At 54.0% G+C, this 15326-nt stretch carries 17 protein-coding genes; 10 read left to right on the top strand and 7 right to left on the bottom strand.

Features of this window, described 5'->3' with window-relative positions:
* Positions 1-2: 2 nt before the first annotated feature.
* The 7 genes from ACR0IK_RS21765 (at position 3) to ACR0IK_RS21735 (ending at position 6174) form a co-directional block, all read left to right on the top strand.
* On the top strand, positions 3-1241 hold the full coding sequence (locus ACR0IK_RS21765; protein WP_480643237.1) for an NAD(P)/FAD-dependent oxidoreductase: 1239 nt from the start codon (positions 3-5) through the stop codon (positions 1239-1241).
* A 27-nt stretch (positions 1242-1268) separates the two neighbouring features.
* Positions 1269-2009 carry an aspartate/glutamate racemase family protein gene (locus ACR0IK_RS21760; RefSeq protein ID WP_480595819.1) on the top strand — a complete coding sequence of 247 codons (741 nt, stop codon included), beginning with the start codon at positions 1269-1271 and terminating at the stop codon, positions 2007-2009.
* Between the two features lie 61 nt (positions 2010-2070).
* Positions 2071-2775 carry a TSUP family transporter gene (locus ACR0IK_RS21755; protein WP_480595817.1) on the top strand — a complete coding sequence of 235 codons (705 nt, stop codon included), beginning with the start codon at positions 2071-2073 and terminating at the stop codon, positions 2773-2775.
* A 61-nt stretch (positions 2776-2836) separates the two neighbouring features.
* Entirely contained in the window at positions 2837-3808 is a 972-nt protein-coding gene (locus tag ACR0IK_RS21750) for a D-cysteine desulfhydrase family protein (RefSeq protein WP_480643235.1), read from the top strand.
* Positions 3809-4107: 299 nt separating this feature from the next.
* The gene (locus tag ACR0IK_RS21745) at positions 4108-4782 is read left to right on the top strand and encodes a phosphatidylserine decarboxylase (RefSeq protein WP_480643234.1); all 675 of its coding nucleotides are present in this window, start codon (positions 4108-4110) and stop codon (positions 4780-4782) included.
* A gap of 12 nt (positions 4783-4794) precedes the next feature.
* The gene (gene pssA, locus ACR0IK_RS21740; RefSeq protein ID WP_480595811.1) at positions 4795-5541 is read left to right on the top strand and encodes a CDP-diacylglycerol--serine O-phosphatidyltransferase; all 747 of its coding nucleotides are present in this window, start codon (positions 4795-4797) and stop codon (positions 5539-5541) included.
* 9 nt (positions 5542-5550) lie between these two features.
* Positions 5551-6174, top strand: a complete 624-nt coding sequence (locus ACR0IK_RS21735) for a class I SAM-dependent methyltransferase (protein WP_480643232.1) — start codon at positions 5551-5553, stop codon at positions 6172-6174.
* Positions 6175-6416: 242 nt separating this feature from the next.
* Here ACR0IK_RS21735 and bfr read toward each other — a convergent pair whose 3' ends face one another.
* Entirely contained in the window at positions 6417-6902 is a 486-nt protein-coding gene (gene bfr, locus ACR0IK_RS21730) for a bacterioferritin (RefSeq protein WP_480643231.1), read from the bottom strand.
* Between the two features lie 927 nt (positions 6903-7829).
* Here bfr and ACR0IK_RS21725 point away from each other — a divergent pair.
* Complete coding sequence (locus ACR0IK_RS21725; RefSeq protein ID WP_480643230.1) at positions 7830-8195, top strand: TonB family protein; 366 nt, start codon at positions 7830-7832, stop codon at positions 8193-8195.
* 984 nt (positions 8196-9179) lie between these two features.
* Here ACR0IK_RS21725 and ACR0IK_RS21720 read toward each other — a convergent pair.
* A complete protein-coding gene (locus ACR0IK_RS21720; RefSeq protein WP_480597211.1) occupies positions 9180-9395 on the bottom strand; it encodes a hypothetical protein in 216 nt (71 codons plus the stop codon).
* 299 nt (positions 9396-9694) lie between these two features.
* Positions 9695-9970 carry a beta-barrel domain-containing protein gene (locus ACR0IK_RS21715; protein WP_480643291.1) on the bottom strand — a complete coding sequence of 92 codons (276 nt, stop codon included), beginning with the start codon at positions 9968-9970 and terminating at the stop codon, positions 9695-9697.
* A 156-nt stretch (positions 9971-10126) separates the two neighbouring features.
* On the opposite strand from ACR0IK_RS21715, the gene ACR0IK_RS21710 reads away from it, so the two are divergent.
* Entirely contained in the window at positions 10127-10453 is a 327-nt protein-coding gene (locus ACR0IK_RS21710; RefSeq protein ID WP_480597209.1) for a hypothetical protein, read from the top strand.
* Between the two features lie 222 nt (positions 10454-10675).
* On the opposite strand, the gene ACR0IK_RS21705 is transcribed toward ACR0IK_RS21710, so the two are convergent.
* A complete protein-coding gene (locus ACR0IK_RS21705; protein WP_480643229.1) occupies positions 10676-11188 on the bottom strand; it encodes a hypothetical protein in 513 nt (170 codons plus the stop codon).
* Positions 11189-11499: 311 nt separating this feature from the next.
* Here ACR0IK_RS21705 and ACR0IK_RS21700 point away from each other — a divergent pair, with 311 nt between their 5' ends.
* Positions 11500-11997, top strand: coding sequence for a DUF4082 domain-containing protein (locus ACR0IK_RS21700; protein WP_480643227.1), 498 nt, complete (start codon positions 11500-11502; stop codon positions 11995-11997).
* A gap of 685 nt (positions 11998-12682) precedes the next feature.
* Here ACR0IK_RS21700 and ACR0IK_RS21695 read toward each other — a convergent pair.
* From ACR0IK_RS21695 to ACR0IK_RS21685, 3 genes are read right to left on the bottom strand one after another with little or no spacing between them, the layout of a single operon-like run.
* Positions 12683-13048 (bottom strand): cupin domain-containing protein, encoded by a 366-nt coding sequence (locus ACR0IK_RS21695; RefSeq protein WP_480643225.1) that lies wholly within the window; start codon positions 13046-13048, stop codon positions 12683-12685.
* On the bottom strand, positions 13048-14082 hold the full coding sequence (pta, locus tag ACR0IK_RS21690) for a phosphate acetyltransferase (protein WP_480643224.1): 1035 nt from the start codon (positions 14080-14082) through the stop codon (positions 13048-13050). Before pta ends, ACR0IK_RS21695 begins: the two co-directional genes overlap by 1 nt.
* An 11-nt stretch (positions 14083-14093) precedes the next feature.
* Positions 14094-15137 carry a YeiH family protein gene (locus ACR0IK_RS21685; RefSeq protein ID WP_480643223.1) on the bottom strand — a complete coding sequence of 348 codons (1044 nt, stop codon included), beginning with the start codon at positions 15135-15137 and terminating at the stop codon, positions 14094-14096.
* Positions 15138-15326 lie beyond the last annotated feature (189 nt).

Below are 15326 nucleotides of genomic sequence, written 5' to 3'. Positions count from 1 at the left end.
CGATGACAGAGCAAGTTACCATTATCGGCGCAGGGATCGTCGGAATCTGTTGCGCACTGTCTCTACAAGAGCGGGGCATACCGGTCCGTCTTGTGGACCGGGGAGAACCGGGGCAAGAGACCTCGTTCGGTAATGCGGGCGTGGTGTCACCTTGGTCGATCATTCCGCAGGCAGTTCCAGGTATTTGGAAGAAACTACCCCAAATGCTGCTGGGCCCGAAAAGCGCACTGTCGGTCCGGGCGGGTTTCTGGCCGAAGATGATCCCATGGGGTTTGCGCTTTCTGGGTAAGTCCAGCGAAAAGTCTGTTCGCGAAGTCTCGGACGCGATGGAGGTTTTGTGTCGTCCCTCCATTGATTTGTACCGTCGACATCTGGATGGCACCGGGCACGAAGATCTGATCGCCGATAGCTACTATATCCACGCATTCCGCAACCCGGAAGAGGCCGACCTGGATGGGCTTGGCTATTTGATCCGCCGGGAAAAAGGCGGCGATTTGGAGCGCATTGGCGGTGCGGAGTTGCGGCGCATGGAACCCGCACTGACAGAAGAGTTCAAGGCCGCGATTGTGATCAAAGGCCAGGCCCGCGCGACCTCTCCAGGGCGTGTGGGTGCAGTTCTGGCTGAAAAAGCGCGCGCGCAAGGCGCCGAGATTGTAAGGACTGAAGTCACCAAGCTGACCCGCGGCGAGGACGGCGATTGGCAATTGGCCACGTTGGGCGAAACACTGCGCGCGCGCCATGTTATCATTGCAGCCGGAGTGTGGTCCGCTGACCTGCTAAAACCACTGGGGCTGCCCGTGCCCCTGGCTGCTGAACGAGGATACCACGTTGAGTTTCCCATGCCCTCAGCCGCTCTGAACAATTCGGTCATGGATGTCGACGCAAAGGTGGTTGCAAGTTCAATGCAAGACGGCCTGCGGATCGCTGGCACGGCCGAGTTTGCCAGCATAAATACCCCTGCCGATCCGCGCAAGGAAACGATACTGACCGAACAGGCCAAATCCATGGTTCCGGATCTTGATACAAGTCAGGCCCGATTCTGGATGGGACGGCGCCCCTCTTTCCCTGACAGCCTGCCTGCAATTGGGCCGCTCAATGGCAACGACCGGCTCTACGCTGCATTCGGGCATTCTCATTACGGGCTTATGATGGCCCCGAAGACCGGTGAGCTTGTGGCCGATCTTGTGTCAGGGCGCAGGCCGAATATCGATCTGGCGCCATATTCGTTGGCCCGGTTTTAACTTCCGCATCGAAAGGACTTGAGCACCATGCCAATTTACACGGGCGGCCAGAATATCTGCGGGGCTTCAATCGGGGTCTTGTGCCTTGAAAGCTATTTCCCGAAACCACCCGGGCACATAAAGAACCCGTCCAGCCTGCCGTTTCCGGTGCTCTACGAAATGATCGACGGCGTCACCGTCCCTACCCTGCTAAACAATCCAACCCCCGAATTGCTCGCTCCGTTTATTGAGGGCGCAAAACGGCTCGAGGCCGAGGGCGTTCGGGCCATCACCGGAAGCTGCGGTTTTCTGGCATTGTTTCAAAAGGAACTGGCGGCGGCAGTCTCGGTGCCTGTCTTCGCATCCAGCCTGATCCAGGTGCCTCTGGCATTCCACATGACCGGAGCGAATGCTCCAGTGGGCGTGCTGACCGCTGATGCGTCAGCGCTGACGCCGAGGCATTTCGAAGGTGTCGGGGCCGCCGATATTCCCGTCGCGGTGCAAGGGTTAGAGGATACCAGCGAATTCGCAGAGGTGATTTTGCGAAACGCGCGCACCCGCATGGATACTGATCTGATCGAGGCCGAAGTCCTTGAGGCCGCGCTGCGATTAAAGCGCCAAGCACCGGATATTCGGTCGCTGGTACTGGAGTGTACAGATTTGCCGCCATATGCCGCGCGCCTTCAGGAAGTGCTGCAACTTCCAGTCTTCGATTTGACGACACTGGCGCAGATGGCGCATACCGTTGCGACGCGCAATGCCTACGCCGGAATCATGCCTTGGGCGTAAAGGGACAGCAGTACCGCGCGGGACCTTGGGGGTATAAGTGTCCGTTGACCTTGCCATCCTGATGGCTGCCATCGGCCTTGGCGCAATGCTGCAAGTCGGCGTGGGCATCGGGTTTAGCATTATCGCAGGGCCACCAATGATGATCCTGCTTGGTACTTCGACGGCTGTTCCCGTGCTGCTTCTATTGAACACCGTTGTTTCAGCGGTAGCGACAGACCGGCACGTGCTGAAAGCCGACGAGCAGACAATTCGCACGGCGATCATCGGATGCCTCGTCGGAGTGATTGCAGGTCTCGCCGTCTACCCCTTGCTGAGTGAGGCATTTGTCCTTGGCTTGACGGCCAGCCTGTTGCTGATCGGGCTTCTAACGACCTTGCTGCCCTTGCGCCGCTCAATTGGAACAGCGGGATTTTCGATTGTTTCGGGGTTGTCTGGGCTGGCAACCGTTTGGGCGGCTACACCGGGTCCTCTTATGGTTTTCGGTTTGATTGCAAAAGGCCGCCCAGCCAAAGAAGTTGCAAAGCTGGTTCAGCCCATTGCGCTGGTGGCGTATGGCATCGCATTTCTGTTGCACAGCGTTTCAGAGACGCAAATTTTCACTTATGGCGCGCAACTATGGGGCTTCCTCGTGCTCACGCTGATTGGCAGCCTTCTCGGACGCTCGGTAGGCCCTTGCTTACCACAATCGCTAGTCACAACGGCTATCCGCGTGGTTTCGTTGATAGCCTGCAGTGTTCTCTTTCATCGCGCATTTACGATCGCGTAAAATCGAAGGGCAGACGATGACACAAAAAAATTTTCTGGACAGATTTCCTCGGGCCCAACTCATGACAGGTCCAACCCCGTTGGAGCGATTGGATCGACTGTCTGCGGAATTGGGCATAGACCTTTGGCTGAAACGCGATGACCTGACCGGGCTTGGCTTTGGTGGAAATAAAACGCGGCAGCTTGAGTTCTACTTTGGCGATGCACTTCAGCAAGGTGCTGATACCGTTCTGATTACCGGCGCCGTTCAGTCCAACTTTGTTCGATCTGCGGCAGCAGCAGCGGCCAAATTGGGCATGCAATCCATCCTGCAACTGGAAGAACGTGTGCCGGATATGGGTGAGGAGTACTACAGTTCAGGAAATGTGCTTCTGGCAAGGATCCTGGGCGCCGAACATATGAGCTACCCCGAAGGCGAGGACGAAGCCGGTGCCGACGCTGCGTTGCATGCACGCGCCGAAGAACTGAAGGCTCAAGGGCGCAAACCCTATGTCATTCACCTGGGACTGAACCATCCACCCTTGGGTGCGCTCGGCTATGTCGTCGCCGGGCAAGAATTGTGCCAACAGATGCCGAGTTTCGACGCAGTCGTCGTACCGTCAGGTAGCGGCGCAACGCATGGAGGCTTGTTGACTGGAATAGCGCTGGAGGAGAATGCCGCCACTGTGTTCGGCGTCTGCGTGCGCAGGAATCGCGATCGGCAAAAGGTCCGAATGAATACTGTACTGCAGAAACTTGCAGACTTGCTGGATATCGACGCGGCGCCATTGCAGGACAAGGTCAACGTTCTGGATGATGCGCTGCCGCCCGGCTACGGCAAACTAAGTGGAATGACAAAAGCTGCATTGGAAAAGATGGCACGCACCGAAGGAGTTTTCCTTGATCCTGTCTATTCTGCGAAAACCTTTGCAGGGTTGTTGCATTTGGTGCGCGCTGGAGAAATTCAACCCGGGCAGAAAGTTGTCATGCTCCACACGGGTGGGCTGCCTGCATTATTCGGGTACCAAAGAGAGTTGATAAACAACCAATCCTAAGAAACAAATCGCCCAATACAGCATCGCCAGCGACCACCGACTTTTCTCCCAACCCCTGTCAGCGCTTCGGTGCGTGAAGCAATTCCTCGTCATCCGTTACCAATGTCTCTCCAACTGCTTGCATCAGTTGCGTAGCGAAATCTAAATGACTAGTGGTCACGAAGCGAGTTTCGTGTCTATTGCACCGAATAATATCATCCAAGCTACCATTGATTGGCGCTGGCAGAGGTGGTCCCACTTGCGTTCCTTACCAATCCACTTATGAAAGAGCCGTCAATTGACCTGAGGGAAATTTTGCGATGCGCATGCGCGATACGTTCATCAAGCCGATGCACCCGGAAGGTTTTCGGTTTGTCGCAATCTTTGCCGCCATAACGGTCGGCCTTTTTCTTCTGTCTGACGTACTGGGCTGGATTGGCGTCGGCCTTACGGTCTGGTGCTACTATTTCTTTCGTGACCCGGAACGGGTGCCGCCGTCAGAAGAAGGGTTGATCGTCAGTCCGGCGGACGGGGTGGTTTCGCTGATCGAAGCGGCGGTGCCACCGAACGAACTTGGGATGACCGATGCGCCTCTCACCCGAGTCAGTGTGTTCATGAGTGTATTCAACTGTCACGTGAACCGGACGCCCATTGAAGGTGAAGTTACCGCGGTTGCTTACCGCCCCGGCAAGTTTTTCAACGCATCCCTGGACAAGGCCAGCGCAGACAACGAACGCAATAGCCTGCGTATCCGCATGACGAACGGTCAAGACCTTGCCGTTGTCCAGATTGCCGGCCTGGTGGCCAGACGGATCGTCTGCTTTGTAAAACCCGGCGCCGCGCTGCAAACCGGAGAGCGATTTGGATTGATCCGCTTCGGGTCTAGGCTGGACGTCTATCTTCCCGATGGCGTGGACCCGCAGGTGCGTGTCGGGCAAACGATGATTGCCGGCGAGACCGTCCTTGCCAGTTTGCACAAACCCGTAGAAAAGTAGGTAGTTGGATCAGTGGCAGAACCATCCGAACAGGGAGAGAAAGGGTTTGCGCTGATCCATTTGCTTCCCAATGTGTTAACCATAACGGCTATTTGCGCGGGTTTGTCAGCAATCAGATTTGGAGTTCAGGGCAACTACGTGCTTGCGGTTCAGCTCATTATTGCCGCCTGTGTTCTGGATGGGTTGGATGGACGTATTGCCCGCCTGCTCAGCAGTGACAGCAAACTGGGGGCCGAGCTTGACTCACTTGCAGATTTCCTGAACTTCGGAGTGGCTCCGCCGCTCGTTCTCTATTTCTGGGCCTTGCAGGACATACGCAGTGCTGCGTGGCTTGCAGTCCTGTTTTTTGCGGTGTGCTGCGTCATGCGCCTTGCCCGGTTCAATGTGGGTAGCAAATCTGAGACCTGCGATCAGGACAGCGCCTATTTCGAGGGGGTCCCCGCCCCTGCAGGAGCCCTGCTGGTCATGATGCCAATGTATCTGTCCTTCGCTTTCGCGGATGCCCCATTGCTGCCCAGTATTTTTATTTGCCTCTACATGGTGACAATCGGTCTTCTACTTGTCAGCCACATACCGACTTGGTCATTCAAGACCACAAGGATCTCCCGTGAAAACGTAAAATACTTCCTCATTGGCGTCGCCGTTGCAGGTGCCGCGCTCCTGACCTTTGCCTGGGTCACGCTGATCGCACTCTGTCTCACATATGTGGTGATGGTCGCGTGGGCATGGCTCGACAGGGAAACTACTTCTAACCGTTAAGGACTCGATATGGACATTAAAGCCGTTCAAACCTCCTATGCTCGTTGGGCACCCGTCTATGACAAGACGTTTGGAGCTATCACCAATGCCGGGCGGCAACACGCGGTTGAATATATAAACAAAAGCGCTGGAAAGGTTCTTGAAGTTGGCGTCGGCACCGGGCTGTCACTGGAGCACTACGGGCCGGAGACGCAAGTGACCGGGATCGATTTCAGCGAGGAGATGCTGCAAAAAGCCCGCGACAAGGTAAAAGCTATGTCACTCAGCCATGTCACAGAGTTGAGGCAAATGGACGCCCGCGCGCTTGATTTTCCAGAGAACCATTTCGATACGGTTGTGGCAATGCACGTTCTGTCCGTCGTTCCGGAACCGGAAAGGGTGATGACGGAGATAGCGAGGGTCTGCAAACCGGGTGGCAAAGTAGTGATTACGAACCATTTCCAACGAGAGCGGGGACTGCTTGCTTCTCTGGAAAGGGTGTTTTCGCCACTTGCAAATACAATCGGCTGGCATTCCGATTTTGAGATTGAAACGGTGCTGAAAGAGGATGCGCTCTCAGTCGAAGAACAAAGACAGATTCCCCCGCTGGGCATGATGACTTTTTTGGTACTGAAAAAAACAATGGTCGCGTAACAGCCTTCTAAAGGAAGGTTTTGCGGCCCTAAATAAGGAGCCGAGCAACATCCTTTCGGCCCAATGCTTTAACAAATTCTCTCTTTTATGAGTCGGATTTGCAGCCGCGAGATGCGTGCATTGAAGTGTCATAATTTGGCGATCTTCTGCGAAATAATACGACATTCGTGGAGCGATGATGCTTTACCGAAGAAAATGCTGGATTTCTTGAAAAGCTACACGCCAATGGGTGTCAGCGCTGATTATTCGGCATCTTCCATCTTGGTGGCGTTCAGTTGAGCAAACAACTCGGGTCCGACGCGGTCATAGAGTTCCAACTGCGTTTCGAGGAAATCAATGTGGCCTTCTTCGTCTGACATCAAGCTTTCGAACAAACCCATGGAAACATAGTCACCTGCGGCTTTGCAGACATCTCGCGCTTCCTTGTAGAGGGAACGAGCGCTTTGCTCAGCAGCCAAATCGCATTCCAGAGTTTCACGTGGATTCTCTCCGATCCTTAGCGGGTCCAGTTTTTGCAGGTTGGGATGGCCCTCAAGGAAAATGATCCGCTCGATCAATTTGTCGGCGTGTTCCATCTCCTCAATGGATTCTTCCCGGCTTTTCTTGGCCATGCTCCCAAGTCCCCAGTCATCCTGGAGGCGGTAGTGAAGCCAGTATTGGCTGACGGCTGTCAGTTCGTGCCGAAGCGCTTTGTTCAGATAATCGATTACCTTTTTGTCACCCTTCATAAATGGTCTCCCTGGCTTCATGTTCGTCTTGCTTGGACGAGGTTTTCGGTGGTTGATCTTAACATTTTTTAGAACTGTTCCAAAATCGAAGGATTACCCTTTGCCTTCAGTTAACTAACCGAAATCCCGACGATTCTTGTTAGTTTTACCCTGGGAACTGGCAAAGCGCGTTCGTTATTGCTTCCGGTCTGAGTAGGGTGCGAACCCGGGACCGCAATGCCGTACCTGCCGGGTTTTCACATTTTGCAGATCAGTGGCTGTCCGGATTATGCCTTAGTACTATTGTAAGGCTTTGCGTTTTGAAGTGGTCCCATATCATGATGCAGGCAGGCAGTTTAAATAAAAGGGAAGACGTCCACCCTCTCGGTGCGCCCGAGTTGCAGGAGCGGGCGATGCAGTTCGTCAATCATCTACGCGTGGTTGCACTGCAGACCCGATCATCCTCGCGTGTTGAATTGGGTCAGGCCTGCGCTCTGCTGCTGGCTGACCCGGCAGATGCTCAGATACGCCGCAGAAACCCTGATGCGCGGATTTCGTCGAGCCGTTACCAAAGGATCTGTATTCTTCCGGCGCGGAACCGCCGACTTATCCTTTGATGAGGCTTGGCTGGGCCGTTTGTTCGAAGCGGTTGATAAGGGTGACGACGACAGTTTCCAATTCCTCATTCGATCCCGTGCCCCTTGCTGAACGCAGCAAAACCTGTCCCTTTTGATCCGAGCAAGTTCATCGACTTTAGAATAAATCCAAGACTATCTTGGAGTTTTTCTTTGATTGTAAAAAATATGATGGCGCACTGGTTTTGCTATCGAACAAAACGATTAACCGAAGGGCCAAGGGAACTATTATGTCCAGACAGCTATCGATTTGACGACCGATTCAAGCACCTCATTTTCCGATGCACTGAACCAATGTATCAGCGAGACGGACGTGACCGCAGTACTTGCACAAGTTTTTATCGTAACGTACCCTCGCGGTTCTCAAGACAGCAGGAGTGTGACGGTCGCCATTCAGGTGTCGCGCGACGGCCGGCTTCTGGGATATCGCATGCGCGCGTCGTCGGACAATGCGGTTTTGGACAAAGCTGCAATATCCGCCGTTACCCGGGCAAAGCGCTTTCCGAAAGCATCGAAAAAACCTGTCGGGACAGACATTCGATTTTGCAGTCACTTTGAAGCTCTCACCCTGACGACAAGCGCTATGATTCAAAAGGCGCGCCTGACTCTGACACAGGCATGTACACCTGATCGAAATCCCCAAAGACCATCAGGATCGACAATTGGGCTGCTGCTCTAAGCGACGGTGCTAAAGTTTTTAGGGATTCGGCCAGAACGTCACCAAGTACCCGACCAAGAACCTGCGCCCTTGGTCAACAACCGGGATGTCTTGCCCGCTTAGCTGATGTTTCCGAACGGAACGGGTGGCGAGATTCTACTGATCGGTGTCGAACAGGTTGCTGATTGCGATACTGAAATCAACCAGGCTGAACTGTTCAGCCATACGCGCGCTGACCGTTGTGGTGCCTTCATCTCACGTTAGGAGAACGGTCGCCTTTGGCCAGGGATCATAAAAAAATCGTCCAGCCTTCCGTTGTACGACTTCTTCTTGTGTAAAAAGGCAGTTTCGCACTGCACCGGCAATGTCTCCAACCCATCGCGATCACCGATATCAGTCAGAAAGCAGTGGCAATCTCCGAAATCAGCGGAGTGTTTTCAAACGACGCAGCAACTCCGTGCATTCCTTCGGCATTAAGTTCAGGCCGTCATCCTTCAGTGTCGCGGCCATCCAATAACTGGCTGTGGGCTTTGAATGGACCGATATGCATCGACAGTTTTCATGGGCAATATTCCTCAGGCAAGTCCGAGACGCCAGAACGAGGTTCGCATGCTTTTCCTTCGCAGATTCGGTGGGCGGCTCCAGCGGAATCGGCAGTGTTTTCGCATTCCGATTACGGGGACATGAGGGTTCGGTCCTTAAGTTCGCTAATTCGGGAAAACGGCGGCAGGCCCTCTTCATTCCTTCCGGACGGGCACCCGAAGCGAGTTTTTTCGTGCCTGATGACGTTGAAAGCGATCCATAGCTCGTGGCGTAAGTGCGGCCGCCCTTGTTGGGTTTCCTGCCCAAAACCCACCGCTAGACATGATCTGAAAGGCCCAAATCGCGCCCGGAATCTGTTCTTTCAAACAACCCGTCAGCCTGGTTGTCCGAGTTCCCAGCGATCATCAAGACAACTTAGCACGTTCAGACCCTTGCAAAAACCAGTGAAATGCAGGAATTCGACTAAGAAAAGATAAACTCGTCGGTCAGTAGAAACGGCTTCTGCGGCTCAAGTTCTGAAGCCATTTGAAAGGGTGCTTTTAAAGGCGCAACATCCGATGAGGCAACTGATTTGGCCTGACTTTTTCGAAGTTCGAGTTGGTTCAGCAGGAAGAATAGACCGGCCCTTTTACCCTTCAACGCCTCAGGCACCTTCACTGGCACAACCTGTGTTTTCATTGGCGAGTTCTTCATCAAAGGAACCTTCGGGACCAAGCAGCGTTGCAGCATAGTATGGAAAAAGAAATGCACATTGGATGAAAAAATGCAAATTTTGCGAGTAGAGTGTCTTTTCCGCCAACAAGCCAAAACCACAGCATTTGAGTCGATTTGGAAACTACCAACGGAAGCGATCGGCCTGAACCGCCCCCCATAAAAACGCATGTGAAGAATTCACTGCGCGCTATCCCTTAAGAAGCCCAAAACACTTTTTTGGCCTTTGGCCGAACTTGGCGAAAGAAGGATTGAGCGAACACCGATCAGCTTTCCAGAAAGACATGCTTTAATTGATCCGTCAGTGTTTTGAGAGGGAAGCACAGAACCAAAGGGGCTCTTGTGTTCAAAAACGCTTTGACCGGCATACCCGGTATAAGCTCGAACAGTCCTAAGCGGACCAGTTCTTCGGGTGGAAACGTGACTTCTACCCAATGGAAATGGCGATCTGTTTCCAGATCTTCGACTCTGTCCGGGGACACGCCAGACACCGTGCCATAAAGTTCCGGGGGCGAGCGTTGATCGAATGTAGGGAACCGAATCCTGGCGCAGCTTGAGCACCACGTAGTCCTGGAATTCCTGGCTGGCCTAGTTGATCTTAAGTTCTGAGTCTTGAATCGCGTTGCGCATACCTGTCAGGTCATACTGATGCACCGCAATTCGGTCCGCCCGCCTTATAGTTCTAACAATAGGCTCTCGTGCACGAGACCCTGATCAAACAGGGTGCAGACATTGCCTACCTCCCGATCGACAAGGACAACCCGATCCTTAGTGGCATCAAATTGTGCCATAATGCCGTCGATTTGAGCTTGTTGCTGTTGGATCTGCTCTCTGAAATGTGCCTAGCGCCCTTCCAAGACGGCGCGTCGGGACTTAAAAGCCTCGTTCTGACCTTGCAACTGCCTCTGCACCGCCGCCGGTTCAAGCGCGACCTCGGTTTCGATCGGCTGTATCTCGCCCAGTTTCAGTCGTTCATTCTCTCGCCAAACCTTGCGCGCTGTCAGCCCGGTCAGGACACCGTGTAAGATATCCCGATTGATCTCCGCCAGCTTGGGATCAAGCTGCGGCACGACCTCCCTGTCCCGACAAGGTAGCGGTTCTTAACCTAGTTATCCCTAACAATGCCCCCTTCCGGCCACTGAGCAGGCTCTGGATCGACTTGCGCTACGACCTGACTAGAGGAGATGACCACACCGCGAATGGTCACGTAGTGAGAAAGAGTGACCAACAGCGGTTTGGCGTCAGCTTCAACAGGACAGTTTAGGTTGATTTGACAAAAGGGGGTTTGGCTCATCAGGTTGCATTGATGGTGCGGCGGATCTGCGGTGAAGTAAGAGCTGGGCCTCGATGGTCTTTCGCTTGATCCTTTCTCGTTTTTTCAAAGTATTCTGGCCTGGTCCGAAGCAGACCTTAGAAGATGTAAGGTTTTGCAGGCTGTCGTGGTATCGACAGTAACTGCAACGCTTGACCTTGCCTTGCGTCTGCGGATGATCTGGCGCGCCACACGCGTGATCCATTTGTGAACCTATTCGCCTTTCGGACAGTTCGCCGGAAATGTAGGTGGACAGGTTGTCGCTGAGCGGACGCTGTTTATGCAGTACGGTTGCCTGATAACAACCCGGCGCCTTTAACGCGAGGCCCTGCGTTTCTGTCACAACCTCGGTCTTCATCGTCGTACAAGGCTTTGAGGCAATGATGTATCGGCTATAGTAACCCAAGAACGTATTGAGATAAAACCAATACCAGTAGATGATCTTCAAACCGGTGAAACCTGTCGGCCAAAGCTCGGTCGGCCACGGCTACTTGTCCTGCAACTCATCCGCAGCGGACAGAATCACATAAGCCGAGCTAACGATCTGATCGAAGGACGTGAGGATGCGACAGACCTAAGACTCTGATTATGGGCATGTCGGCCAGGTGACAGAGCCAAAATACTACTGAGACGCAGCGGATGCCGATCTTCCGATGTCATCCAAAACGGTTACTTCCGCATCAAGCGAAACAGGATGGCAGACCGTCGATCCGGCAACACCGAAAAACGCATCCGATGGTGAGCGGTTTGTGGTGTCCTATGACACAACTCAGAACCACGGGGTTTCTAAGAGTTATTAGACCAGCGATTACGGCCACCTTTACAGCCAGTAATCCGGACGCGAACACCTTTGTATTTGCTATCGCCGGAGAGGCGGACGCAAATGCGTTCAACCCGACTGTCGAGCTAGTGGCCACAGTCACCATAACTGAGGTCGTGGGCGAGAGTGGCTCAACGGTTTCAACACTGTTTTGTCCGACAGACTCGCCAGATCAGCTCGTGACATTCGACCCGACCGATAATGATTTGGGAGTTGAGTTCACTGTTGCCTCTGAAGGGCAAGTCCCCGGTCTGCGCTATTACGGCGGTGCAGTTGACGCGGTTGACGCAGATGACACAGATGTGCGCGAACTGAACCTGTGTGTCGACGTTGGCACCAAACTTGCCAGTGTCATGGTGCAGTCCGATCCCGGTGAAAGTGGTTGGCAGGTCGGCACCCTTTCGACATCAGTCGACCTGCAGGCAGGCTCATCCTAGGTTGTTTCCTACGGCACGACTAAGAATTATGCACTTGGCGGAAGCTTCTTCAGAAGCGATTGGTCCGGGTCGGACGAGCAACTGACAGCTCTCGCCGACAGTGGTCAACCCAGCAATGGTGTATGTGCTGCGAGCGTAGTCAATCAATTCCCAACGTAAAGCTTCAACGCCTCCAACTATTGGGTCGACGTTATCCTTGAAACATGTGTCGCCGCAGCGCAAGAGGACGAACCTATCTTCTTTACCCAAGCCCTTTTGGCCAATGTCAAATCGTACTTTGCCTTCCGTTTCGGGGTTGGACCGAACGGAGAGTAAAGGGGGCATTGTCGCAGGCTTTTTCGAAGCGTGAACTTGTATCGAGGCTCGCGAAGTTTTTTAGGCTAACGCGGGAAACAGTTTGAATTGACAGGTTCTGACTCCGAACTGGCCCTTTCAGATCACCCGAGCATCGGTCGAAACCGAGGTTTGATGATAGTGTGTTTTGCGAGTTCCTCGAACATCCCGGGCGCGTCAAAGCCTCGCCACCATACGTAATAAAGGCCAACTAAGTTACTATGAGGGTCCTATCGGAATGTCGAAGTGAAGAGCCTACTATCCAAGAAGCAACGGGCGTTGCTGAAGGCTCGGGAACCCTGAAAGGCCCGCCCAATTGACCGGAACCTCGACACCTTCAGAACCATTTTTGTTACTCAGACAAATCCCGAATGACAAAGTGCTTTGTCGTTGTCTCGACAACTTCCCAGTAGCCTTGAAAGCCGTTTGGGATCATGAAGCTGTCTCCGGTGCGAAAATCCTGCCGCGTCCCGTCTTTGTGAATCAAGGCGCAATGCCCATCAACGATATAGCAATACTCATCCTTGTCCGTGAACGCGTGCCATTTTCCAGGAGTTGATGTCCAAGTGCCTGCCGAGAGTGCTCCGTCGGGGCTGGTGAAGTGCATCCCCACCTTGTGGAAGGGATCCCCCTCTACCACGCGATCTGGCAGATCGGAAAGGCGGCGTTCGCTGCGGGTTGCGGGTTCGTCGAACAGGTTGATGACATGTATGTTCATCACGAAACCTCCGGGTTCGGTTGCGTCTTTGTTTCATTTGCTTCGGCTTGGGCGGCAGTTACGGCGATCATGTGCAAAATATCCTCTGCTGAGCATCCGCGGGACAGGTCATTGGCGGGCTTGTCCAGCCCCTGCATGATCGGACCAATTGCCACTGCCCCTCCGACCCGCTGCGCAATCTTGTAAGCAATATTGCCGGTTTCGAGGTTGGGGAAGACAAAGATGTTTGCGTTGCCGCCCAGTGGTGAATCCTCGGCCTTTTTCGCCGCAACCTCGGGCACGAAGGCTGCGTCAAACTGCAGTTCACCGTCGATGAGAAGGTCGGGTGCAGCGTTCTTGGCCAGTTTTGTGGCCTCAACGACTTTGGACACGGCTGCACCGCTGGCGCTGCCACGGGTCGAGAAGGACAACATCGCAACACGCGGAGTATCCTGCGTCAACGCCCGGAAACTATTGGCTGAATCCAACGCGATCTGAGCCATTTCTTCTGCCGAAGGATCGACAACAAGACCGCTATCCGCAAAGACATGCGCACCTTTTTTGACGTGATGACCTTCGCAGAACAGCATAAGGAAAAAACTGGATACAAGCTTTTCGCCGGGTTTCACACCGATGACCTGAATGGCAGTTCGCACGATCTCGGCCGTGGTTGCCACAGCACCGCCAAGGGTTCCGTCCGCAAGTCCTTTCTTCACCATCAGTGCTGCGAATACATGCGGCTTACGCGTTTCAACAATGGCCTGTTCCTGCGTAATGCCTTTGTGCTTGCGCAACTCAAAAAGCAACGCCGCCAGTTCATCAAAATGTGCTGACGAGGCGGGGTCTGCGATTTCTATTCCGTCATCTGGTTGGGCGCTCAACGATGCGAATTGGCCCAAGATGACATCTTCGTCCCCCGCCAGCACAACGCGTGCGACACCCTTTTTCCTGGCTTCAAGCGCGGCTTCGACGACACGGGGGTCAGCCCCTTCTGACAGGGCAATTTTCTTTTGAGATTGCGCTGCATTCCTGAGCAGTTCTTCCAACGGCTTCATGGTATTTCCTTTCAAAAATGCACGAGGTAAACGCCCGCCAGAACCAGAACGGCGATAAAGACGGTCTCAGCAACGATCAGTGCGATGGCCTGCCCCCCCACATCCAGAATACGTTTGAGTGAGGTTTTCATCCCAACCGCTGCGATCGATACCAGCAATGCCCAACGGCTTAGGCTGGCCATCGCTGACGAAACGACATCGGGGATGAAGCCCAGTGAGTTCAGGGTGGCGAAGATCAGGAAGCCCACCACAAATAATGGTAGGATCGGGGGTCGCTTACCTTCTTCTTCACTGAACTCTGCGTACCGGCGTACGAGCGCCGAAATCACCAGAACGACTGGCGCCAGCATGGCAACGCGGATCAGCTTAACCATCGTCGCGACTTCACCGGCTTCGTCCGAAACCGAAAAGCCCGCGCCGACAACCTGCGCGACGTCGTGTATGGTACCGCCCAAAAACACGCCCGAGATTTGATCGTCGAAATCAAAAGTTTCAGTCAGGATCGGATAGGCGATCATCGCAACCGTGGATAAGACAGTCACCGACAGGACGGTAAAGATCAGATTGCGCTCGGAGTGTTCGTTCTTTGGCAAAATGGCGGACAGCGCCATTGCAGCGGAGGCACCGCAAATCGCAACCGAACCGCCGGTCAGAATGCCAAACCGCCAGCCACGTCCAAGCAAACGCGCACCGAGCAACCCAAACAGGATTGTCAGAATGACGCCCGTGATGACAACTGCGATCAGTTGCGGCCCCAGGCCGACCATTAGTTCAACCGAAATACGTGCGCCCAACAGCGCAACACCAAAACGCAGGACGGTACGTGCGGTAAAATCGATGCCGGCTTTGCAGCTTCCGGTGTCTTCCTCGGCCAGAAAATGAAACGCTATGCCAAGCAAAAGCGCCATCAGCATTGCCGGTGCACCGTAGTGTTCTGACAGAAACTGCGCCGCCACAGCCACGACAACGGAAATCAGAAATCCATGGCCGTTCTTGCGAACGAAATCTTGCGCCCACGACAGGGGCGTCCGGGATGCATTTAACGCCTGCATCATGTTTCCTTTGTGCGAAAATTGCGCCCTCCTGGCCGGAAAGCTCAATGGAACCCGGGCCCGATTAGGCCCGGGTTTGACATCTGCTTAGGCGACCCCGACCTGTGGTGTCATATCGTTTTCGCTGATACCGGCGACTGCGACCGGTTTTTTCATCGCGTCACGACGGAAGGGCTCGCCCAGTTCCTGGTT

This window comes from Ruegeria sp. BF7 (assembly GCF_056538605.1).
This window is presented reverse-complemented; position numbering and strand designations above follow the sequence as displayed.

Excerpts from the sequence above, each read along its gene's own strand:
- ACR0IK_RS21765 (WP_480643237.1), top strand. The coding sequence starts at position 3 with ATGACAGAGCAAGTTACCATTATCGGCGCAGGGATCGTCGGAATCTGT.
- ACR0IK_RS21760 (WP_480595819.1), top strand. The coding sequence starts at position 1,269 with ATGCCAATTTACACGGGCGGCCAGAATATCTGCGGGGCTTCAATCGGG.
- ACR0IK_RS21755 (WP_480595817.1), top strand. The coding sequence starts at position 2,071 with ATGGCTGCCATCGGCCTTGGCGCAATGCTGCAAGTCGGCGTGGGCATC.
- ACR0IK_RS21750 (WP_480643235.1), top strand. The coding sequence starts at position 2,837 with ATGACAGGTCCAACCCCGTTGGAGCGATTGGATCGACTGTCTGCGGAA.
- ACR0IK_RS21745 (WP_480643234.1), top strand. The coding sequence starts at position 4,108 with ATGCGCATGCGCGATACGTTCATCAAGCCGATGCACCCGGAAGGTTTT.
- ACR0IK_RS21735 (WP_480643232.1), top strand. The coding sequence starts at position 5,551 with ATGGACATTAAAGCCGTTCAAACCTCCTATGCTCGTTGGGCACCCGTC.
- bfr (WP_480643231.1), bottom strand. The coding sequence starts at position 6,902 with ATGAAGGGTGACAAAAAGGTAATCGATTATCTGAACAAAGCGCTTCGG.
- ACR0IK_RS21720 (WP_480597211.1), bottom strand. The coding sequence starts at position 9,395 with ATGAAAACACAGGTTGTGCCAGTGAAGGTGCCTGAGGCGTTGAAGGGT.
- ACR0IK_RS21700 (WP_480643227.1), top strand. The coding sequence starts at position 11,500 with ATGACACAACTCAGAACCACGGGGTTTCTAAGAGTTATTAGACCAGCG.
- ACR0IK_RS21695 (WP_480643225.1), bottom strand. The coding sequence starts at position 13,048 with ATGAACATACATGTCATCAACCTGTTCGACGAACCCGCAACCCGCAGC.
- pta (WP_480643224.1), bottom strand. The coding sequence starts at position 14,082 with ATGAAGCCGTTGGAAGAACTGCTCAGGAATGCAGCGCAATCTCAAAAG.
- ACR0IK_RS21685 (WP_480643223.1), bottom strand. The coding sequence starts at position 15,137 with ATGATGCAGGCGTTAAATGCATCCCGGACGCCCCTGTCGTGGGCGCAA.